18 protein-coding genes are annotated in these 21,282 nt (G+C 35.8%); 14 read left to right on the top strand and 4 right to left on the bottom strand.

Annotation, left to right across the window (positions count from 1 at the left end; all coding sequences use genetic code 11):
• Window positions 1-4: 4 nt before the first annotated feature.
• Complete coding sequence (locus IEW94_RS03795) at window positions 5-448, top strand: YybH family protein (RefSeq protein ID WP_188650177.1); 444 nt, start codon at window positions 5-7, stop codon at window positions 446-448.
• Here IEW94_RS03795 and IEW94_RS03790 read toward each other — a convergent pair.
• Window positions 445-1,086, bottom strand: a complete 642-nt coding sequence (locus tag IEW94_RS03790; RefSeq protein WP_188650175.1) for a protein-L-isoaspartate(D-aspartate) O-methyltransferase — start codon at window positions 1,084-1,086, stop codon at window positions 445-447. The genes IEW94_RS03795 and IEW94_RS03790 overlap by 4 nt on opposite strands.
• Before the next feature lie 156 nt (window positions 1,087-1,242).
• On the opposite strand from IEW94_RS03790, the gene IEW94_RS03785 reads away from it, so the two are divergent.
• The 13 genes from IEW94_RS03785 (at window position 1,243) to IEW94_RS03730 (ending at window position 15,529) form a co-directional block, all read left to right on the top strand.
• On the top strand, window positions 1,243-2,214 hold the full coding sequence (locus tag IEW94_RS03785; protein ID WP_188650173.1) for a Gfo/Idh/MocA family protein: 972 nt from the start codon (window positions 1,243-1,245) through the stop codon (window positions 2,212-2,214).
• A 2-nt stretch (window positions 2,215-2,216) separates the two neighbouring features.
• Window positions 2,217-3,104 carry a 3-hydroxyacyl-CoA dehydrogenase family protein gene (locus IEW94_RS03780; protein WP_188650171.1) on the top strand — a complete coding sequence of 296 codons (888 nt, stop codon included), beginning with the start codon at window positions 2,217-2,219 and terminating at the stop codon, window positions 3,102-3,104.
• A 104-nt stretch (window positions 3,105-3,208) separates the two neighbouring features.
• Window positions 3,209-4,453: a DUF1015 domain-containing protein gene (locus IEW94_RS03775; RefSeq protein ID WP_188650169.1), complete on the top strand. Its 1,245-nt coding sequence runs from the start codon at window positions 3,209-3,211 to the stop codon at window positions 4,451-4,453.
• A 4-nt stretch (window positions 4,454-4,457) separates the two neighbouring features.
• Window positions 4,458-5,126, top strand: coding sequence for a YggS family pyridoxal phosphate-dependent enzyme (locus IEW94_RS03770; protein WP_188650167.1), 669 nt, complete (start codon window positions 4,458-4,460; stop codon window positions 5,124-5,126).
• A gap of 96 nt (window positions 5,127-5,222) precedes the next feature.
• The gene (locus IEW94_RS03765) at window positions 5,223-6,596 is read left to right on the top strand and encodes an exonuclease domain-containing protein (RefSeq protein WP_188650165.1); all 1,374 of its coding nucleotides are present in this window, start codon (window positions 5,223-5,225) and stop codon (window positions 6,594-6,596) included.
• Between the two features lie 28 nt (window positions 6,597-6,624).
• Window positions 6,625-7,476: an ion transporter gene (locus IEW94_RS03760; RefSeq protein ID WP_188650163.1), complete on the top strand. Its 852-nt coding sequence runs from the start codon at window positions 6,625-6,627 to the stop codon at window positions 7,474-7,476.
• Window positions 7,469-8,380 carry a tRNA (adenosine(37)-N6)-dimethylallyltransferase MiaA gene (miaA, locus tag IEW94_RS03755; RefSeq protein ID WP_188650161.1) on the top strand — a complete coding sequence of 304 codons (912 nt, stop codon included), beginning with the start codon at window positions 7,469-7,471 and terminating at the stop codon, window positions 8,378-8,380. Before IEW94_RS03760 ends, miaA begins: the two co-directional genes overlap by 8 nt.
• 71 nt (window positions 8,381-8,451) lie before the next feature.
• Window positions 8,452-9,243 (top strand): TerC family protein, encoded by a 792-nt coding sequence (locus IEW94_RS03750; RefSeq protein WP_188650158.1) that lies wholly within the window; start codon window positions 8,452-8,454, stop codon window positions 9,241-9,243.
• A gap of 375 nt (window positions 9,244-9,618) precedes the next feature.
• Window positions 9,619-9,747, top strand: coding sequence for a hypothetical protein (locus tag IEW94_RS16960; protein ID WP_262890494.1), 129 nt, complete (start codon window positions 9,619-9,621; stop codon window positions 9,745-9,747).
• 94 nt (window positions 9,748-9,841) lie between these two features.
• Entirely contained in the window at window positions 9,842-11,104 is a 1,263-nt protein-coding gene (locus IEW94_RS03745) for an efflux RND transporter periplasmic adaptor subunit (protein WP_188650156.1), read from the top strand.
• 12 nt (window positions 11,105-11,116) lie between these two features.
• Window positions 11,117-11,812 (top strand): ABC transporter ATP-binding protein, encoded by a 696-nt coding sequence (locus IEW94_RS03740; protein WP_188650154.1) that lies wholly within the window; start codon window positions 11,117-11,119, stop codon window positions 11,810-11,812.
• A gap of 17 nt (window positions 11,813-11,829) precedes the next feature.
• Complete coding sequence (locus IEW94_RS03735; RefSeq protein ID WP_188650152.1) at window positions 11,830-14,235, top strand: ABC transporter permease; 2,406 nt, start codon at window positions 11,830-11,832, stop codon at window positions 14,233-14,235.
• Window positions 14,228-15,529, top strand: a complete 1,302-nt coding sequence (locus IEW94_RS03730) for an alpha/beta hydrolase family protein (protein ID WP_188650150.1) — start codon at window positions 14,228-14,230, stop codon at window positions 15,527-15,529. Before IEW94_RS03735 ends, IEW94_RS03730 begins: the two co-directional genes overlap by 8 nt.
• Window positions 15,530-15,547: 18 nt before the next feature.
• On the opposite strand, the gene IEW94_RS03725 is transcribed toward IEW94_RS03730, so the two are convergent.
• The 3 genes from IEW94_RS03725 to IEW94_RS03715 all read right to left on the bottom strand — a co-directional run bounded on the left by IEW94_RS03725 (window position 15,548) and on the right by IEW94_RS03715 (window position 21,255).
• A complete protein-coding gene (locus IEW94_RS03725; RefSeq protein WP_188650147.1) occupies window positions 15,548-18,208 on the bottom strand; it encodes a DNA gyrase/topoisomerase IV subunit A in 2,661 nt (886 codons plus the stop codon).
• 143 nt (window positions 18,209-18,351) lie between these two features.
• Window positions 18,352-20,208: a DNA topoisomerase IV subunit B gene (locus tag IEW94_RS03720; RefSeq protein ID WP_188650145.1), complete on the bottom strand. Its 1,857-nt coding sequence runs from the start codon at window positions 20,206-20,208 to the stop codon at window positions 18,352-18,354.
• A gap of 147 nt (window positions 20,209-20,355) precedes the next feature.
• Window positions 20,356-21,255 carry a DMT family transporter gene (locus tag IEW94_RS03715; protein WP_188650143.1) on the bottom strand — a complete coding sequence of 300 codons (900 nt, stop codon included), beginning with the start codon at window positions 21,253-21,255 and terminating at the stop codon, window positions 20,356-20,358.
• Window positions 21,256-21,282: the final 27 nt, after the last annotated feature.

Genomic DNA, 21,282 nt, shown 5'->3' with positions numbered 1-21,282 from the left:
CATTATGAAAACACCATCTCTTTGTTTCGTTCTTTGGGTAATGCTTAGTTTTATATCATGCAACAAAAAAACCAATACAAACATGATAGACAGTTGGAAACAAGAAATCTTGGACACAGAGCTGAGATTTTCTAATATGGCTCAAAAAGAAGGCATGAACACCGCTTTTTTAGCATTTGTAGCAGACAATGGTGTACTCTTGAGAAATGACAAGCTCATCAAAGGCAAGGAAAGTATCAAGTCATATATGAAGAACAGTACTTCAAAAGGTCTGTCTTGGAAACCCGACTTTGTGGACGTTTCCAATTCTGGAGATTTGGGCTACACGTATGGCAAATACACTTACAGGTATCAAGATTCTTTAGGAAATGATGTAACTAGTAAAGGCATATTCCATACCGTTTGGAAACGGCAACCAGATGGTTCTTGGAAATTTGTTTGGGACTAATTTTTGTCCTCTAACAAAGGTACAAACCGAAATTCCCCAAACTCGTGCTGCTCAAACTCTTTCTCATCCTTTCTTATAAAAAGGGTCATAACCTGTACATCATTACCAACGGGGATAACCAACCTACCGCCTATTTTTAATTGATTTAATAAGGGCTTTGGCACAAAAGGCGCACCGGCGGTGACAATAATGCCATCAAAAGGAGCTTCCTCAGGTAAGCCTTTATAACCATCTCCAAAAACAAGCTTTTTAGCTCTGTAGCCTAATTTTGGTAAAAAGTTGATCGTTTTTTTAAATAATTCTAATTGTCTCTCAATACTGAAAACTTTGGCACCCAATTCACACAAAACGGCAGTTTGGTAACCACTTCCTGTTCCAATTTCAAGAATTTTATCTCCTTTTTTAACGTTCAGTAATTCCGTTTGGAATGCAACCGTGTAGGGTTGTGAAATAGTTTGGTCTGCCGCAATGGGAAACGCTTTATCTTGATAAGCATGGTCTAAAAAACCAGAATCCATAAACAAATGCCTGGGTACATTGCCAATGGCCTTTAAAACGTTTTCATCCTGTATCCCTTTGGTTTTTATTATATTAACCAACTGCTGCCGTAATCCTTTATGCTTAAAAGTATCTTTCAATTGTCGTCATCATTTTCAAGTCTAAAATTAGTCAAACATTTTAGCTAAAAGCAACTAAATTCAGATTAATTTTTCATAAATAATCAATAAAAAATTAGGATCATATTATGAAAATCATGCATTAAATATATTATTTTTGTTGAAAACCTAAAGAAAATGCTAAAAGCTGGTGTACTAGGTGCAGGCCACCTTGGAAAAATTCACTTAAGACTTCTCAAACAATCTGATAAATACGAACTCGTAGGATTTTATGATGCCGATACCGCAAACGGCAAAAAAGTGGAAGCTGAATTTGGTTATAAATTCTTTGATAGTATTGATGATTTAATCAATGCCGTTGATATGGTGGATATTGTAACGCCAACACTATCACATCACGATTGTGCTTTGAAGGCTATTGCCAAAGGGAAACATATTTTTATTGAAAAACCGATAACCAATACGGTAGAAGAAGCTGAAGAAATAAGGTCTATATTGGCCGCCAATCATGTAAAAGGCCAAGTGGGTCATGTAGAGCGTTTCAATCCTGCCTTTATAGCAGTAAAAAATGATATCCACTCGCCCATGTTTATTGAAACCCATCGCTTGGCTGAATTTAATCCAAGAGGCACCGATGTACCTGTAGTATTGGATTTGATGATTCATGACATTGACATCATTTTAAGCGTGGTAAAATCAAAGGTTAAACACATTTCGGCCAGTGGCGTAGCTGTTATTAGTGATACACCAGATATTGCCAATGCCCGCATTGAATTTGAAAACGGCTGTGTAGCCAATTTGACGGCTAGCAGGATTTCGTTAAAAAATATGCGCAAAACCCGATTCTTTCAAAAAGACGCTTATATATCAGTAGATTTCTTGGAAAAAAAATGCGAAGTGGTCAAAATGAAAGACGCTCCTGAACAACCTGGTGATTTTGATATGGTACTTCAAAACGCAGAAGGCGTAAAAAAACAGATTTATTTTGATAACCCTAGCATTCCTAGCAATAATGCTATTTTAGACGAGCTAGAATCTTTTGCCGATGCAATTAACAACAATACAAAACCAGTCGTAACGCTGCATGATGGTACCGAAGCCCTGCGCGTTGCCACTCAAATAATAAATTGTTTTAACACTAAAGTATAATCATGAAAAATGTTGCAGTTATTGGGGCCGGCACCATGGGAAATGGTATTGCACATACATTTGCTCAAAGCGGATTTAGAGTCCAACTCATAGACATCAATGACAGTGCCCTAAAAAAAGGCATGGATACCATTACCAAAAATTTAGATAGGATGCTTGGTAAAGGTACCATTACTGAAGAGCAAAAATCAGAAACCCTATCAAACATCACAACTTTTACCAATATTACCGAAGGGGTTGAATATGCTAGTTTGGTGGTTGAGGCGGCAACTGAGAATATCGATTTAAAACTTAACATTTTCAAACAACTGGATGAAGCTTGCCCTGAAGGAACCATTTTAGCAAGCAACACCTCTTCTATTTCCATTACGCAAATTGCATCGGTGACCTCAAGACCAGACCATGTAATCGGGATGCACTTTATGAATCCCGTTCCCATTATGAAACTGGTTGAAATTATAAGAGGGTACAATACCAGTGATGAAGTCACTAAATTAATAATGGATTTATCCAAAACGTTGGGTAAAATTCCTGTTGAAGTCAATGATTATCCAGGATTTGTAGCCAACCGCATCCTTATGCCTATGCTCAATGAATCCATTGAAACACTGTACAATGGCGTGGCAGGTGTTCATGAAATTGATACAGTCATGAAACTAGGTATGGCACATCCTATGGGACCTTTACAATTAGCGGATTTTATAGGCTTGGATGTCTGTCTGTCCATTTTAAATGTTATGTATGATGGCTTTAAAAACCCTAAATACGCCCCTTGCCCGTTATTGGTCAACATGGTACGCGCCGGTAAATTAGGTGTCAAATCTGGCGAAGGCTTTTATGATTATTCCGAAAGTAAAAAAGCAGAGAAAATTGCAAAACAGTTTTTGTAATATTATAATAATGTCATTGCGAGACTTTTGAAAAAAGTTGTGGCAATCTCTTTACCTTAAAAAGATTACCACGTCGTTTCACTCCTCGTAATGACAAAAAAACTATGGCCAAAATAATTCCTTTTAGAGCGGTAAGACCTACCAGAGCAATTGTCGGTTTGGTTGCATCGCGTTCCTATCAAAGTTACACCATTGAAGAACGCGAAGCCCGCATGGAATATAACCCATACACCTTTCTACATATTGTCAATCCTGGTTACAAATATGATCAGGTAATCACTGGAGAAGAACGCTACAAACTGGTAAAAAACAGATATTTGGAATTTAAGGAGGATCATGTATTTATTCAAGATGACAAACCTTCGTTTTACGTTTACAAAATTGTGAATCGTCATCATCAAACGTTTAATGGTATTATTGCAGCCACCAGTGCAGAAGACTACGAAAAGGACATCATTAAAAAACATGAAGACACAATCGAGTCTCGTGAAAAAACCTTTAAAAACTATTTAAAGACCGTAGGATTTAATGCTGAACCGGTTTTGTTAACCTATCCAGATAATAGCACTATTGCATCCATTATAGAAGAAACTCAAAAAAAGCATGCTGAATATGAATTTACCATGACTTACAAAGACACGCATTATCTCTGGAAAGTTGATGATGAAGCGGTCATTAAAACCATTCAGGATGAGTTCAAAAAAATGGATACCATTTATATTGCTGATGGGCATCACAGGTCGGCATCTTCATATTTGTTATATCAAGAGGAAAAAGCAAACAACCCAAACCATAACGGAACAGAATCATACAACTTCTTTATGTCGTATCTAATTCCAGAATCCGATTTGGTAATCCACGAATTTAACAGATTGGTTAAAGACCTCAATGGCTTGACCAAAGAAGAATTTTTAGTGAAGTTGGATGCTGATTTCAGAATACAAAATAGAGGCAACACACCCTACACGCCAACCAAGCAACATCATTTCAGCATGTATTTGGATGGTGATTTTTATTCGTTATATTTAAGAAAGAACACCTATGATTTTAAAACCTCGTTAGATGCTTTGGATGCCCAAATATTATACAAAACCATTTTAAAACCTATTTTAGGCATTAATGATTTACGCAATGATAATCGTATTTCGTATTCGCATACCCACGGCAGTATAGAAATGGTAAACATAAAAGGCAGTGTAGATAGTGGCGAATTTAAAATAGGATTTGGTATGTGCGCTGTAACCATAGAACAAATGAAACAAATTGCCAATGATGGCCTAAAAATGCCTCCTAAAAGCACGTATATTTTACCCAAACTAAGAAGTGGAATTACCATTTATGAATTTTAAAACCATGTCAATAAAAGAAAATCTTCAAAACATACTATCAACGATACCCGAACATGTCACACTTGTGGCCGTTTCAAAAACCAAACCTGTCTCTGATATTATGGAAGCCTACAACGCAGGACAACGCATTTTTGGTGAAAACAAGATTCAGGAAATGGTTGAAAAATTTGAAGCCTTGCCTAAAGATATTGAATGGCACATGATAGGGCATGTTCAAACAAACAAGGTAAAATATATGGCACCCTTTGTGTCTTTGATACATGGTGTGGACAATTTTAAATTATTGAAAGAAATCAACAAACAAGCCAAAAAGCACAATAGGATTATTGACTGTTTACTTCAAATAAAAATTGCTGAAGAAGATTCCAAATTTGGAATGGCTCCAGGTGATGCCAAAACATTATTGCAATCGAAAGCGCTTTCCGAATTAAAACACATCCGAATAACCGGTCTTATGGGCATGGCAACGTTTACCGATGACGAAAATAAGATAAAGACCGAGTTCAATCTTTTAAAACAGACTTTTGACTCCTTAAAACCATTGGAAATTTTTAACTTTAACCCTAAAATTATTTCCATGGGAATGAGTGGTGATTATACATTGGCCATAGCATGTGGCAGTACCATGATTCGTGTAGGAAGTAGTATTTTTGGAAGCAGAAATTACAATTAAGTTTTTAAAAGAACCGTTACTCATTAATTAAAGCAAAATGTCTAGGCTTAAAAAAGTCTTACGATATCATATCACAAATAAACGAATTACCATTTTTTGTACGCAATACTGGACATAGAAACCACTGGGGGAAAATATAATGAAGAAGGCATAACAGAAATTGCAATCTATAAATATGACGGTCATCAAGTAGTTGACCAGTTTATCAGCCTTATAAACCCAGAACGAGACATACAACCCTTTGTTGTCAATCTTACCGGTATAAACAGTAATATGTTACGCAATGCCCCCAAGTTTTACGAAGTGGCCAAACGCATTGTTGAAATTACAGAAGATTGCATTTTAGTAGCCCACAATGCCCAATTTGATTACCGTATTTTAGTGACCGAATTTAGACGTTTGGGTTATGAGTTTACACGCGAAACGCTTTGCACCGTCGAGTTATCAAAAAACCTAATTCCAAACCAAGCCTCGTATAGCTTGGGTAAATTGGTTCGCTCTTTAGGGATTCCAGTGACTGATAGACATCGCGCTTCTGGTGACGCCCTAGCAACGGTTAAATTATTTAAAATGCTCTTGGATAAGGATTCCTCAAAGCAAATAATCCAAGAATCCATTCGATTAAACCCAAAACGCCAACTAGAACCCAGACATATTGATATTATAGAGGATTTGCCTTCCGTTACAGGTGTTTATTACATTCACAAAGCTGATGGGGAAATCATTTACATTGGCAAAAGCAATAACATAAAAAAGCGCATCAATCAGCACTTTACAAGCACCAATCATAAATCCAAAAAAATCCAATTACATGCAACTGCTGTTACCTATGAAGCTACCGGAAGTGAGTTGGTTGCTTTACTAAAAGAAAGTGAAGAAATTAAACGTAACAAACCCATTTACAACCGAGCTTTAAGACGTACTATTTTCACACATGCCTTATATAGTTTTGTGGATGATCAAAATTACATCAACTTAAAGATTGACAAGGTGGATGGCAGAAAAAAACCCATCACAACATTCAGCAATCGGGACAGCGCCAAGAGTTTCATGACCAAGACGGTTGAAGAATACAACCTATGCCAAAAACTAACGGGCATTTACAAAACAAAAAGCAGTTGCTTTAAATATGATATCAAGGAATGCCATGGTGCTTGCATAGGTGAGGAAACTCCTGAACTGTACAACAAACGTGTGGAGTCTTTCATCAATAAAAACAGCTATAAAAACAAGAACATGGTTATTATTGATAAAGGACGGGAAATTGATGAACGTAGTGCCATATACATAGAAAATGGCGTGTTTAAAGGGGTTGGTTTTTTTAACTTGAATTATCAAATAAACAATATTGATGTATTGGAATCCATTATCACGCCCATGCAAAATAACAGGGATACCCAACACATCATTCAAAATTATATGAGAAAGAATAAGCGATTGAAAGTGATACAATTTGATAAAAAGAGTTAATATTTCAATCTTTTCTTATTTTTACTAAATGATCAAGCCCGATAAAAGGAACTGGAAAGCAAGACTTCATGAAATTATTTATGAGGCCGACACGCCTGCTGGAAAATTGTTTGATATTATATTGCTTATTGCAATACTTGCCAGTATTGTTTTGGTCATGCTTGAAAGTGTAAAAACCATCGATTCAAAGTATCATGATATTTTAAACATTGGGGAATGGATAATTACCATTCTTTTTAGTGTGGAATATATAGCTAGGATAGTTACAGTAAAAAAGCCAATAAAATATATTACAAGTTTTTATGGCGTTATTGATTTACTGTCCACCATTCCAAAATATGTGTCCATTTTATTTGCGGGGTCGCATGCTTTGGTCGCATTAAGAGCGCTTCGTTTATTGCGCATCTTTAGAATCTTGAAATTAGCTCGCTATTTGGGCGCTTCCAATAATTTAGTATCAGCCTTAAAGGCCAGTCGAGCTAAAATTTTTGTGTTTTTATTTGCCGTTCTTATTATGTCCATTATTTTCGGAACTATTATGTACATGGTTGAGGGAGAAGAAAATGGTTTTACTAATATTCCTAAAAGCGTCTATTGGTGTATTGTTACACTTACAACTGTTGGCTTTGGCGATATTGCTCCACAAACACCACTGGGACAGCTTATAGCCACTTTTATAATGATTTTAGGTTACGGTATCATCGCCGTTCCAACAGGTATCGTGTCAGCGGAATACACCCATCAAAGCAAACCAAAACCAGTTTCAGAAAACGACTTGGTGAATCTTAACACCCAAGCTTGCCCGAGTTGTTCTTCTGAGAAGCACAAAGATAATGCTCAATTTTGCTATAATTGTGGCCATAAACTAAACCATGGGTAACTATCTTATTTCTATTGTAGGTCCAACAGCCATAGGCAAAACAGCCTTAAGCATCAAGCTTGCCCAACATTTTAAAACTGAGATTATTTCGGCAGATTCCCGACAATTTTTTAAGGAGATGTCTATTGGAACTGCAGCGCCATCAACAGATGAATTAAACGCCGCAAGACATCATTGCATCCATCATAAATCCATACAAGACAATTATAATGTTGGTGCTTTTGAAAGAGAAGCCTTGCAAACCTTACAAACACTTTTTAAAACGCACAATGTAGTTATCATGGTTGGTGGCTCTGGGTTATATGTGGATGCTGTTACCAAGGGCTTGGATGATTTTCCAGATGTAGACCCCAATATTAGGGAACAATTAAATATCGATTTAGAAACCAAAGGCCTTCCGTTTTTACAAGAACAACTCAAAACGCTTGATGTTAAAAGTTATCATACTATAGCTATTGACAATCCACATCGCGTGATTCGTGCCCTTGAAATTTGCTTGGGCAGTGGGAAACCCTATTCATCCTTTTTAAACAAAAACAAAACAAAACGTCCCTTTACAACCATTACCATTGGTTTAACAGCAGATAGGGAAACCATTTACAATCGCATTAACCAACGTGTGGATATCATGATGGCTAATGGTTTACTGGATGAAGTCAAAACCTTATATCCCCACAAGTCATTGAATGCCCTAAACACGGTTGGCTATAAAGAACTGTTCAATTATTTGGATGGTACTTGGACACTGGATTTTGCTGTTTCTGAAATAAAAAAGAACACGCGCCGCTTTGCCAAACGCCAGATGACCTGGTTTAGAAAAGACAAAAGCATCTTGTGGTTTGATTATCAAACATCCTTGGAACCTTTAATTTCTAAGTTAAACAAGATGATGTTACAACTTTAAATTTCGGTCAGCGGATTATTTTTACCACATATTTTTAATTATTTTTGAATCTGAAACCTGAAATATAATCCATGTTAGATTTTCTATTTACCAGCGATGCCATTATGGCGCTACTTACCCTAACTTTTTTAGAAATAATTTTAGGGATAGACAACATTGTTTTTATTTCAATTGCTGCTAATAAATTACCCGAAAACCAACGTGGTAAAGCAACAAATATTGGTTTGTTGCTGGCTATGGTACAACGTCTTATCCTTTTGTTCTTTGTATCATTTTTGGTAGGATTAAAAGACCCCTTTTACACTATTGAAACAAGTTGGTTACATATAGCCATTAGTTGGCAAGCCATCATTCTGTTTGGTGGTGGCTTGTTCCTCATCTATAAAAGCACCTCTGAAATCCACGAAAAAGTGGAATCACCCAAACATGATGAAAAAGAATTGAAAGGGAAAAAGATAAAATCGTTGTCACAAGCTATTATGCAAATTTTAATCATTGATTTTATCTTCTCTATCGATTCCATATTAACAGCTGTTGGAATGACCAACGGACTGCACCCCAACCACAATTATAACTTGGTTTTAATGATGATAGCCGTGGTTATTTCCATTGTTATCATGATTGGGTTTGCCAATCCTATCAGAAAGTTTATTGATGCGCACCCAAGTATGCAGTTATTAGGTTTGGCTTTTTTAATACTGATTGGTTTTATGTTGATTACCGAAGCTGCTCATTTATCACATACCAAACTATTTGGAAATGTGGTGGGTGCCATACCTAAAGGCTATTTATATTTTGCCATAGCCTTCTCATTGTTTGTTGAGTTTTTAAGTTTCAGAATTGAAAAAAACAAAAAAAATTAAAAAAGAGCATAGCAAACCGCTTAAAACGATTTAATCCATTCTATTTTATTTAATCTAGAACTTTCTGGATTGTAACCTTTTGAAATTGAGACAAAACCCTTGTTTTCAAGAGGCCATGGTATATTCTTTTCCATAACATTCAAAATTAAAATTTAGCTTTTTATTATTATGTTATACAAAGTACTGTAACAATTTTAAAAACTAGTCGTCTGTATAATATAAAACAAAACCATTAAACTATAAAATCATGAAAACAGTAAACAATTATCAATTACCTGAGTTTCCAAATACTTCAAAAAGTAATTATTGGAATACCAAAAGACGTTACAGATAAGTAACCATAAAATAACCATCATCAATCAAAAAACGAACATTATGACAACATTAATCATTAACAATTCAAAAGAAAACTTAAAACATAGAAACTTAATTCATATAGGATTTAGTAAAAGACTACACCATTCCAGTTGGGACAAACTTCAACCTAATTTTCATTTAGCATGATATCAATAATCATAACGCTAGTAGATTTAATAATGAAAGTTATTGAAGTGCTTTTATTTTAAAATAACCAAACCAAAATCAAAAATAACATATCATGGACCAATCGGGAATGGACAAAAAAATTGAGAAAAAAACCTGGAGCCAGAAAAAAATCTTAACATTAGCGGGAATCGTGTTTGTACTGGTTCTCTCGTCTTTTGGCTTACAGGTATTTAATAAAAAAATATACAAAGTTGATGCCTCAAAAATTTCAGTAAAAAAGGCTTTTGAAGGCGATTTTCAGGATGTTATCTTAATTGATGGAGATGTAGAGCCCATCGATTTAGTTTTAGTCAATACTCTGGAAGGCGGCACCGTAGAAGAGGTTTTTATTGAAAACGGCGTGTATGTAGAAAAAGGTACACCCCTATTGCGTTTAAGCAATCCGTCGGCCACCTTAGGTTATATGAACCAAGAAACAGCCATTGTAGAACAAATCAATAATCTAAGGAGTTTAAAACTGTCTTTGGAAAAAGATCAACGGGATTTGAAAGAATCGTTAATTGATAGCGAAAACAGTCTGGCCGAGGTAGAGCGCAATTATAAAGTAGATTCTGTTTTATATTCAAAAGATATCATTGCCAGAAACGATTTTATTGAACGACAGGAATCCTACAGGTACTTTAAGAACAAACGCGACTTTATGAAAACCAACGTTGTAAAAAGTTCGCAGGATAATTTGGTGCAAATTGATCAGATTAACACCTCCATCTCATTGATGCAGCGCAATTTAAATTTAATTCGCGAAAACATTGAAAAACTGTTGGTAAGAGCACCTGTTTCGGGCATGCTGTCCAGTTTTGATCCAGATATCGGGGAATCCTATAACAAAAACCAAACGGTTGCTAAAATTGATGTGCAATCAGGGTTTAAGGTTAAAGGACTTGTAGACGAATATTATTTAAGCTCAGTGAAACCTGGGCAACTTGCCAATTTTTCATTTAATGGCAACCTTATTAAACTGGAAGTAAAAAAAGTATTTCCAGAGGTAAAGAACAGAAAATTTGAAATAGAATTGGTCTTTGAAAATGACGTGCCTAAAGACATTACAATAGGCCAATCGGTTCAAGTAAGGTTAGAACTTTCAAAATCCAAGAAATCAATCATGATCCCTAGGGGCAACTACTTCCAAGCCTCTGGCGGGCAATATGTCTTTGTCTTGGATGGAAACGGCGAAGCCCATAAACGCTATATAAAATTAGGGAATCAAAACCCAAGCTATTACCAAGTTCTTGAAGGGCTTAATGCTGGTGATGAGTTTATTTCATCCTCTTATGATGACTTTAAAAACTACGAATCAATCAAAATTAATCAATAAAAAAACGAACAGATGATCAAATTAAAAAATCTAACAAAAGTTTACAGAACGGAAGAACTGGAATCAACTGCTTTAAACCAAGTGTCTTTTGAAATCAATCCAGGCGAGTTTGTATCTATCATGGGACCTTCCGGATGTGGAAAATCTACCTTGTTGAATGTTTTAGGCCTATTGGACAAACCAGAAAGCGGAAGCTATGAATTCCTAGGAACGGAAATCGCACAATACAATGAAAAGCAACGGTCTGACCTACGAAAAAAAAACATTGGATTTATTTTTCAGAACTTCAACCTTATTGAAGAGTTAACTGTTTTTGAAAACATTGAATTACCGCTCATTTATAATAAAATAAATAGTTCAGAAAGAAAAAAGAGAGTTGATGAAATCATTCAAAAAATCGGAATCTCCCATCGCTCCAATCATTATCCGCAACAATTATCAGGTGGTCAACAACAACGTGTTGCCGTTGCAAGGGCGCTTGTCACCAATCCTTCCTTGATATTGGCCGATGAGCCAACGGGAAATTTAGATACATCACATGGTAATGAGGTTATGGATTTATTGTGCAAGCTCAATGAGTCAGGCACAACCATTGTTATGGTAACGCACTCTGCTCATGATGCCAGTTTCTCTAACAGAACCATTAATTTATTGGATGGGAAAATAGTTTCTGAAAAAGAAAGTAAATTAAGTCAAGCTGCTGTTTAAATTAAAAACGTAAAACCATGTTTGAAAATTATTTAAAAGTAGCACTGAGAAGCTTAAATAAAAACAGGATTTATGCTTTTATAAATATCCTAGGATTAGCTTTAGGATTGGCCGTATCCATACTCGTTTTTTTATTTATAAAAGACGAAACTAGTTATGAAAAGCATTGGGATGGCTATGAACGCATATACAGAACCGGTATAAAAGCCGATATGATGGGCCAAAAAATGGACGCACCGGTTTCCTGTAGTCCAATGGCCAATACCTTTAGAACAGAATTTACCGATGTGGAATCTGCTACCAGAATACAAGCTGGAAGACAGGAAATACTCATGCGGCATGACCAAACAAAGGTTTATATTCAACATATTGCCCAAGCAGACAGTTCATTTTTCAAAGTCTTTAATTATGAGTTCGTTCATGGTGACCCAAAAACCGCTTTAAAAGAATCCAATTCCATTGTATTGACTGAAGAGTCCAAACAAAAACTATTTGGAGATAAAAGTGCCATGGGAGAAGTGGTTAATTATGATAACAGACGAGACCTGATCGTGACCGGAATTGTTAAAGAACCAAAAGGACATGCGCATTTTGATTTTGATTTGTTTGTATCAGATAATGATGTTAGAAATATTTGGATAAATAACAGTTGGACTACCTATGTAAAACTGAAAGAAGGAGCTGATTACAATGCATTTGAAACCCAAATGAAAAACAACTTCATGAAAAAAATTGAGCCCGATGTGGAACGTTTTTTAAAAGTTAGTGTGGATGAATTCTTGAAACAAGGAAACGCCTTTGAATATCAGCTTATGCCCATAAAAGATATTCATTTATATTCCCATAAAGACTTTGAAATTCAACAAAACGGGAATATCATGTACATCTATGTGTTTTTAGGTATTGCCATTTTAGTGCTTATCATTGCGGGTATTAATTTCATGAACTTATCAACAGCACGCTCTGGAAAACGTGCCAAGGAAGTGGGTGTTAGAAAAGTATCGGGAGCATCCAGAAAGATGTTGATCACACAATTTTTAGTTGAATCCATTATCCAAAGTTTTATTGCCTTGTTGATAGCTTACATTCTTGTAAAATTGTTATTGCCTGGATTTAACAATGTATTGGAAACCAATATTACACTATTTAATGACTCTTTTTCACAGACATTAATTTTTTCAATCATCGTGACATTGTTTTATGGGCTGTTTGCAGGAAGTTATCCAGCATTTTTCTTGTCATCATTCAAGCCCATTTCTGTTTTAAAGGGAGATTTTAGCAAATCAAAAAATGGAGCTTTTTTAAGAAAAGCGTTGGTTGTTACCCAATTTACAGCTTCAATCATTTTAATTATCGGGATGATCATTATTTTTAAACAAATTGATTTTTTACATCACAAAGATCTTGGTTTTAAAGGTGACAATGTTATTATAGTTCCCATACAAACAGATCAAATGGCCAATAATTTTAGAGATTACAAAAGTATCTTCTTAAAAAACAGCCATGTTGAAAGTATTTCAAGGGCTTCGTTTTTCCCTGGCGACCTCCCCAATCAAAACATGTATACCTTAGAAGGAAGTCAAGATCAATTGCCGCTTTGGAATATGGCTGTGGATTATGATTTTTTTGAAACCATGGGCATAAAACTTGCCGAAGGACGGTTTTTTAATAGAGAACAAGATTCAGATTCCATTCCAACCTTTATAGTAAATGAAACTGCTGTCAATAATTTGAACATAAAAAACCCATTGGAAAAACGACTAGGTACTTTTATCAATAACAATGGTGATATTCAATATGGAAAAATTGTTGGTGTTGTAAAAGATTTTCATATTGAAGGATTTAATCAACCCATTCGACCAATGGTCATGCGGATAAGCAATTATACTTGGTTTACAGCTTTTAAGATTTCACCAGAAAATGCTAACTCTACCATTAGTTTTATTGAGGATGAATGGAACAAATTAGAACCAACCCATCCGTTTAGATATACATTTTTAGATAAAAAGTTTGGAGCGTTGTTACGGCAGCAAGAAAATTTTGGAACCATGTTTTTATTTTTAACCATACTGGCCATTATTATTTCTGCTATGGGATTATACGGATTGGCATCCTTTACGGCTGAACAGAGAACGAAAGAAATTGGAATACGAAAAGTTCTGGGAGCATCGGTTTCACAAATTATGAACATGCTAACAAAAGACTTTATTAAATTGGTGCTTATTGCTAATATTTTTGCTTGGCCTATTACATTTTTATTGGCAAAAAACTGGTTGTCAAACTTTTCATATCAAATTGACATGCCTATTTTACCTTATGTGTTTGCAACGTTATTGGCGCTTATTATTGCCATGCTTACGGTGAGCACACAAGCGTATTTGGCAGCCAATTCAAATCCGGTTAATTCTTTGAAATATGAATAAAACTAAAATTTTATCATTTCTAATCCTGATAATTTTGCTTGCTTCTTGCAAGCAAAATTATCATAATAGCCAAACAAACAAATCAGGACTCTATAGTGGAACTTTTTCTTACGGAAATTTTACTGATAATATTATTTTTGAAGTTGAAAAAGATTCTTCAAATTACCATGTATTTTTTACCAGTTTAGAACAAAATGCTAATAGAATTCCATTACAAAAAATCAGTGTTGTTGGAGATTCAATAAATTTTAAACTTCAAAGTGATTATTACACCTACACATTTAAAAACAAATGGGTTGATAATAATGAAAAACTGCAAGGTTCTTTGACCGTTGACACTGTTAGTGTTAATTATTCTTTAGAGAAGGAATTAAAAAATGGCCAGGCCCTTAAAAGCGAAGACATCACTTTTAAATCAAATAATTTAGGTTTAAATGGAACTATTTGGTACCCGCAAAAAAGTAATGGAAATGCATTAGTTATAGTAACTTCATCTGGAAATGCAGACAGAAGTTCTTCTAGAGCTGAAGCAATTATGTTTGCCAAAAAAGGTTACACAACATTTCATTATGACAAACGGGGAACCGGAAATTCTGAAGGTGATTGGACATCTTCAACTATTGATGAATTAGTTTCTGACGATATCAATGCCATTGAATATTTTTCAAATAAAACCCATGTCCCTCTTTCCAATATTGGCATCAAAGGAAGTAGCCAAGGAGCTTCAAAAGTTCCTTATATATTGGATAAATTACCAGATCTTAATTATGGCATTGCAGTAAGTTGTCCTGGTGTTACATTATTGGAAAGTGACTTAAATTACTGGAAAAATTTAAATTCTAATGAAATTGGAAACGACATAGACGACGCTGCTAATTTGCAAAGAGATATTTATAGGTTTATTGCTGGCACACTTTCAAAAACTGATTTAGAGAAACATGTTAAAAGCAAAAAAGAAAAGGTCTGGTTTAAAAATATTTGGATTCCAAATTTAGATGAAGTAAAAACCGACAAGAAATTATTGTACTCACCTATTCCTTATTTTGAAAAGGTGAAACAACCTATACTAATTGTTCAAGGCACAAAGGATGAAATTATTCCAATAGAAAGTTCTCAAATTATAACCGAAGCACTTAAAAAAGCTAACAATGATAAATTTGAAGTACATTTTCTGAAAGGTGCTTCACATGCTATGAATAATGTTGGCGAAAGTGATTTTCCTTATTGGTCTAAACTTCATTCTGACTATATTGGGACTTTGACAAATTGGATGACATCAATTATTATCAAATAAAAAAAATTAAACCTAAAACTAAAACAAAGTAATCTGCCCTTCGCCATTCAAACCAGTATCATCTGATTTTGAATCGTTATTAGAGTCACTTGATGTTGGTGTATCTGTGTTTTCATCAGAGGCAACCGTTTCTTCGTCAACAACTTCTATTTCATCGGCATGTACTTCCTCGGGGGCTTCATAAGGCAATGGATCCAACAAGTTTATTTGTTTTACTTTATCGGTTGTCAATTGATTTCCAAGGGCTTTAATACCTTTAATAGCTATAAATTCCTCTAGATTAACCTCTAAATTATCTTTTTGGTCTTTGCCGCGTTCTTTAGAAAACACCACTTCTGCAATCGGTATCCAATCTGTTGTAACGATTTCCAATTGTGACTTTGGGTGTTCTGAAATAAATACTTCCTCCTTGTTTTCGTTTTCTATCAAAAAGCGTTTTACAAAATAACGCTCTTTGTCACCATCATAATAAATGGACGAAATTGGTTTTTTAGGAATCCATTTTTCCAACACAATCATATCGTCTTCAAAATGCGTGGTAAGTTCAGGTAAAATAGTTTTTACAGTACCCGATTGGGTGATGATGAGCAATCTGTCTTCTCCCCTAAACTCACCCAACAACTCACCTCTTCCGTCAACATTCAACCGTTGTACGGTATCATCAAACCATATCTTGCGTGGCTTTAATGTAGAAATTCCCTTTTCTTTGAGCTCTACCCGCTTGATTGGATATTTGGTAACTAAGTTTCCTTTTGAATTTCGTCCTTTGATTAAGATTTCGGCAAAATCAATATCCCATTTCAATTTTTTGATACTTCCTACCTGTCTTAACAGAATGGTGACCACTTCGGCTTCTCCATTGGGATTTGCAGAAAAATAAAGCACTGTCGATCCCTTTGTGCCATTGGTCAAATCATATTCTTTATCGCGGGTGATGCTGGTCACTGCAAAGCGTTTGATATACGATGGCCCTTTGGTTCCATCTCTATAAATCATGTTATATATGGTACGGCTATCTTTTTTGTCAAAAACCTCAACATGAATGATGTCTTTTCCTATGAAGGTTTTTGTGTCCACCTTGGTAATCATCATTTTACCTTCTTTGGTAAACACAATGATGTCATCTATATCACTGCAATCACATACATACTCATCCTTACGCAGTGAGGTGCCAATAAAACCTTCTTGTTTATTGACATACAATTTGGTGTTTCGAATAACGACCTTGGTAACATCAACATCATCAAAAGCCCTGATTTCAGTTTTACGTTCACGGCCTGCCCCATAGTCCTTTTTCAAACGGGTAAAATACGCAATGGCGTAATCAATCAGATTGTCAAGATGGTGTTTAACCTCAGCTATCTGATCTTCTAAAGCCTGAATTTTTTGTTGGGCTTTATCAATATCGAATTTTGAAATACGCTTGATTCGTATTTCGGTCAAACGCTCGATATCTTCCTGCGTTATGGCTCGTTTTAAATGCTTAATATGTGGTTTAAGTCCTTTATCAATGGCTTGAATAACGCCTTCCCAGGTTTCTTCTTCTTCAATATCCCGATAAATCCTGTTCTCAATAAATATGCGTTCCAAAGATGCAAAATGCCATTGGGCTTCAAACTCATCCAATTTGATTTCCAGATCGCTTTTTAGGAGCTGAACGGTGTTATCAGTTGAACGCCTCAACATTTCAGAAACGCCGACAAACAAGGGCTTGTTATCTTCAATTACACAGCCCAAAGGCGAAATAGAAACTTCACAATTGGTAAATGCATACAGTGCATCAATGGTTTTATCTGGTGAAATTCCCGAAGGCAAATGCACCAAAATCTCAACCTCGGCAGCTGTATTATCTTCTATTTTCTTGATCTTGATTTTGCCTTTATCATTGGCCTTTAAGATAGAATCAATAAGCGTTGTAGTATTGGTACCATAAGGTATTTCGGTAATCACCAAGGTGTTTTTATCCAATTGGGATACTTTGGCCCGAACGCGTACTCTACCACCGCGAAGTCCATCTTTATAATCGCTGACATCAATGATACCAGCCGTTGGAAAATCCGGATATAATTTAAAACTCTTTCCTTTGAGGTGTTTTATCGAGGCATCGATGAGCTCAATAAAATTATGTGGCAAAATCTTGGTTGACAATCCAACTGCTATCCCTTCTCCACCTTGTGCCAAAAGCAAGGGGAACATCACCGGAAGATTGACCGGTTCTTTTCTTCGGCCATCATACGATGCCTGCCATTCGGTTATTTTAGGATTGTAAACAACATCCAAGGCAAACTTTGATAAGCGCGCCTCAATATATCGTGAGGCAGCTGCACTGTCTCCTGTTAAAATATTACCCCAGTTACCTTGGGTATCAATGAGCAAATCCTTTTGGCCAATTTGCACCATGGCGTCGGCTATACTGGCATCACCATGTGGATGGTATTGCATGGTATGACCTACAATATTGGCTACCTTGTTATAACGACCATCATCTAAATCCTTCATAGAGTGCATGATACGCCTTTGAACTGGTTTAAAACCATCCTCAATAGCAGGTACAGCACGTTCTAATATCACATAAGACGCATAATCTAGAAACCAATCTTTGTACATGCCAGAAATTCTGGTAATGGTATCTTGGTTTTCGCCTTGCGGATGTATTAAATCGTCGTTTTCTTCAATCATTAATTAGGCTGTTTTACTCTTAATGTATAACGAGTTTTTAGGAGTTGCTTTTTGTGCGTTTCGTCTTAAATGATAATCTAAGACTGCACTTACATAAGGGTGTTTTTTAGGTTTGTTTTCTTGATATAACATGACTGTACTAATTAAGTTTCTTCAACAATATCTAACTCAACTTTAAGGTTGTTAATAATAAATTCTTGCCTGTCTGGTGTATTTTTACCCATATAAAACTCCAATAGTTCCTCAATGGATAATTGACTGTCTAACATAACAGGATCCAAGCGGATACTCTCACCAATAAAATTTTTAAATTCATCTGGCGATATTTCACCAAGTCCTTTGAAACGTGTTATTTCTGGTTTGGGTTTTAATTTTTCAATGGCATCCCTGCGTTCTTGTTCTGAGTAGCAATAAATGGTTTCCTTTTTATTTCGTACCCTAAACAACGGCGTTTGCAAAATATACAAATGGCCTTCTTTGATCAGTTCAGGGAAAAATTGCAAGAAAAACGTAATCAACAATAGTCTAATGTGCATACCATCCACATCGGCATCGGTAGCTATCACAATGTTATTATAACGCAAATCTTCTATGGATTCTTCTATATTTAAGGCTGCTTGAAGCAAATTGAACTCTTCATTTTCATACACAATTTTTTTGCTCAATCCGTATGAATTCAAAGGTTTTCCCTTTAAACTAAAAACCGCTTGGGTATTGACATCGCGTGATTTTGTAATACTTCCGGAAGCCGAATCCCCTTCGGTAATAAACAGGGTGGTCTCTAAATTGCGTTCGTTTTTAATATCGCCAAAATGCACACGGCAATCCCGCAGTTTCTTGTTGTGAAGGCTTGCTTTTTTAGCACGGTCTTTAGCCAGTTTCCTGATACCCGAAAGTTCTTTACGCTCATGTTCTGCCTGTAAAATTTTACGTTGTATTTTTTCGGCAGTTTCCGGGTTTTTATGCAAATAGTTATCCAGATGTGTTTTTACAAAATCATTGATGTAGGTTCTTACGGTTGGCAAATCGCCACCCATATCGGTAGAGCCCAATTTGGTTTTGGTCTGACTCTCAAACACGGGTTCCATTACTTTTATGGCCATAGCAGACACCACCGATTTTCTGATATCCGCTGCTTCATAGTTTTTACCATAAAACTCTCTTATCGTTTTTACCAAAGCTTCTCGGTAAGCCGATAAATGCGTACCACCTTGGGTGGTGTTTTGCCCATTTACAAACGAATGGTATTCCTCGCTATATTGTGTTTTGCTATGTGTTAAAGCAACTTCTATATCATCACCTCTTAAATGGATGATTGGATACAGCATATCTGATTCACTGATGTTTTCAGACAGCAAATCCTTAAGGCCGTTTTCACTGAAATACTTTTCACCATTAAAAACTATGGTCAACCCCGTATTAAGATATACGTAGTTTTTAAGCATTCTGATGACATACTCGCTCCTGTACTTGTAATTCTTGAAAATAGTCTCATCTGGAATAAACGAAACTTTTGTTCCTTTTCTTCTGGAAGTGTCGTCCAAGATATCCTGAATGGTTAAGTTTCCTTGTTCAAATTCTGCAGATGCCGATTTATTGTCCCTAGTAGATTCAACCCTAAAAAAGGAAGATAAGGCATTAACCGCTTTGGTTCCAACCCCATTCAGTCCAACGGATTTCTTAAACGCTTTGGAATCGTACTTTCCGCCCGTATTCATCTTGGACACCACATCTACCACTTTCCCTAACGGAATACCACGCCCGTAATCCCTAACGGTCACTTTGTTGCCTTGAATGGACACCTCAATGGTCTTTCCGGCACCCATGACGTACTCATCAATGGAGTTGTCCAACACTTCCTTTAGGAGAATATAAATACCATCATCTGGAGAAGAGCCATCACCCAACTTACCAATATACATTCCTGGACGCATACGGATATGTTCTTTCCAGTCAAGCGAGCGTATATTGTCTTCAGTATAATTGGACTGTTCAGCCATAGATTTTGAGCACAATTTTTAAGATTGGTTGCTAATATAATATATCATGATAAAAAATGAAACTGCCATCACACAAAATAATCAACAATACCAAAAATATCTTGTTGAGAAGCCAGATTCAAGCATTTTTTTACCCAAATATAAGGGTCATTTTTTCCTGTTTAAAGATACTAATGATATTCCAATTATGACAGCAAATGCACCTAATAATTGTAACCATGTCAACTTTTCATTTAAAAAGATGGCTGCCAAAATTATGGTGGAAATGGGACCCACAGCTGCTATGACAGCAAAATTTGAGGAACTAATCATTTTTATGGATGCCGATACCAAAAATGATGGAATAACCGTAGCAAATATGGCAATTAAAAATCCTAGCAAATAGACTTGCCAAGGATAATTCAGTATATCAAACGTATTGGCAATTCCGTAATGGACAAACACACAAATACACGATACAATCATGACGTAGGCCGTAAATTTAAGAACCCCAAATTTTGGAATGAGCCAACCACTACCCGATATATAGACCGCATAGGTGATGGCACACAACAAAATAAACAAGCCGCCCAAATACGTATCACTGCCCGAGATGACGACTTCATTCCAAAACGCAATGATAATACCCACATAGGTCAATACAATGGCATAGATCTGATTCCTTGAAACAGGCTGCTTTAAAAATACCTTATTGAAAAAAATCACTATGGTTGGGTACAAAAACAAGATGATGCGTTCCAAGCTGGCCTTGATATAAACCAAACCCACAAAGTCAAAATAACTGGACAGGTAATACCCCACAAAACCCAAGATGAACACCCAAGCATAATCCTTTTTCACTAACGCAACTCCTTGGTTTCTAGGTTTTGAAAAGATAGCTATACCCAAATAAAAAGGAAACGAAAACAGCATTCTGAGCAAGAGTACACTTACCGCATCAATTTGGTATTGATAGGCCAATTTGACCATGACTGCTTTTGAAGAAAACAGAATGATTCCCAAAAGGCCCAAAACAATGCCATACACAAAAGACTTGGTAGATGCCATAAGACTAAAATAAAATCGGATGACCTA

The organism is Yeosuana aromativorans (assembly GCF_014646655.1).
In the GTDB taxonomy this organism is placed as follows: domain Bacteria; phylum Bacteroidota; class Bacteroidia; order Flavobacteriales; family Flavobacteriaceae; genus Yeosuana; species Yeosuana aromativorans.
This window is presented reverse-complemented; position numbering and strand designations above follow the sequence as displayed.

Excerpts from the sequence above, each read along its gene's own strand:
- IEW94_RS03725 (WP_188650147.1), bottom strand. The coding sequence starts at position 18,208 with ATGATTGAAGAAAACGACGATTTAATACATCCGCAAGGCGAAAACCAA.
- IEW94_RS03775 (WP_188650169.1), top strand. The coding sequence starts at position 3,209 with ATGGCCAAAATAATTCCTTTTAGAGCGGTAAGACCTACCAGAGCAATT.
- IEW94_RS03715 (WP_188650143.1), bottom strand. The coding sequence starts at position 21,255 with ATGGCATCTACCAAGTCTTTTGTGTATGGCATTGTTTTGGGCCTTTTG.
- IEW94_RS03780 (WP_188650171.1), top strand. The coding sequence starts at position 2,217 with ATGAAAAATGTTGCAGTTATTGGGGCCGGCACCATGGGAAATGGTATT.
- IEW94_RS03785 (WP_188650173.1), top strand. The coding sequence starts at position 1,243 with ATGCTAAAAGCTGGTGTACTAGGTGCAGGCCACCTTGGAAAAATTCAC.
- IEW94_RS03720 (WP_188650145.1), bottom strand. The coding sequence starts at position 20,208 with ATGGCTGAACAGTCCAATTATACTGAAGACAATATACGCTCGCTTGAC.
- IEW94_RS03730 (WP_188650150.1), top strand. The coding sequence starts at position 14,228 with ATGAATAAAACTAAAATTTTATCATTTCTAATCCTGATAATTTTGCTT.
- IEW94_RS03740 (WP_188650154.1), top strand. The coding sequence starts at position 11,117 with ATGATCAAATTAAAAAATCTAACAAAAGTTTACAGAACGGAAGAACTG.
- IEW94_RS03735 (WP_188650152.1), top strand. The coding sequence starts at position 11,830 with ATGTTTGAAAATTATTTAAAAGTAGCACTGAGAAGCTTAAATAAAAAC.
- IEW94_RS03750 (WP_188650158.1), top strand. The coding sequence starts at position 8,452 with ATGTTAGATTTTCTATTTACCAGCGATGCCATTATGGCGCTACTTACC.
- miaA (WP_188650161.1), top strand. The coding sequence starts at position 7,469 with ATGGGTAACTATCTTATTTCTATTGTAGGTCCAACAGCCATAGGCAAA.
- IEW94_RS16960 (WP_262890494.1), top strand. The coding sequence starts at position 9,619 with ATGACAACATTAATCATTAACAATTCAAAAGAAAACTTAAAACATAGA.
- IEW94_RS03745 (WP_188650156.1), top strand. The coding sequence starts at position 9,842 with ATGGACCAATCGGGAATGGACAAAAAAATTGAGAAAAAAACCTGGAGC.
- IEW94_RS03760 (WP_188650163.1), top strand. The coding sequence starts at position 6,625 with ATGATCAAGCCCGATAAAAGGAACTGGAAAGCAAGACTTCATGAAATT.
- IEW94_RS03795 (WP_188650177.1), top strand. The coding sequence starts at position 5 with ATGAAAACACCATCTCTTTGTTTCGTTCTTTGGGTAATGCTTAGTTTT.
- IEW94_RS03770 (WP_188650167.1), top strand. The coding sequence starts at position 4,458 with ATGTCAATAAAAGAAAATCTTCAAAACATACTATCAACGATACCCGAA.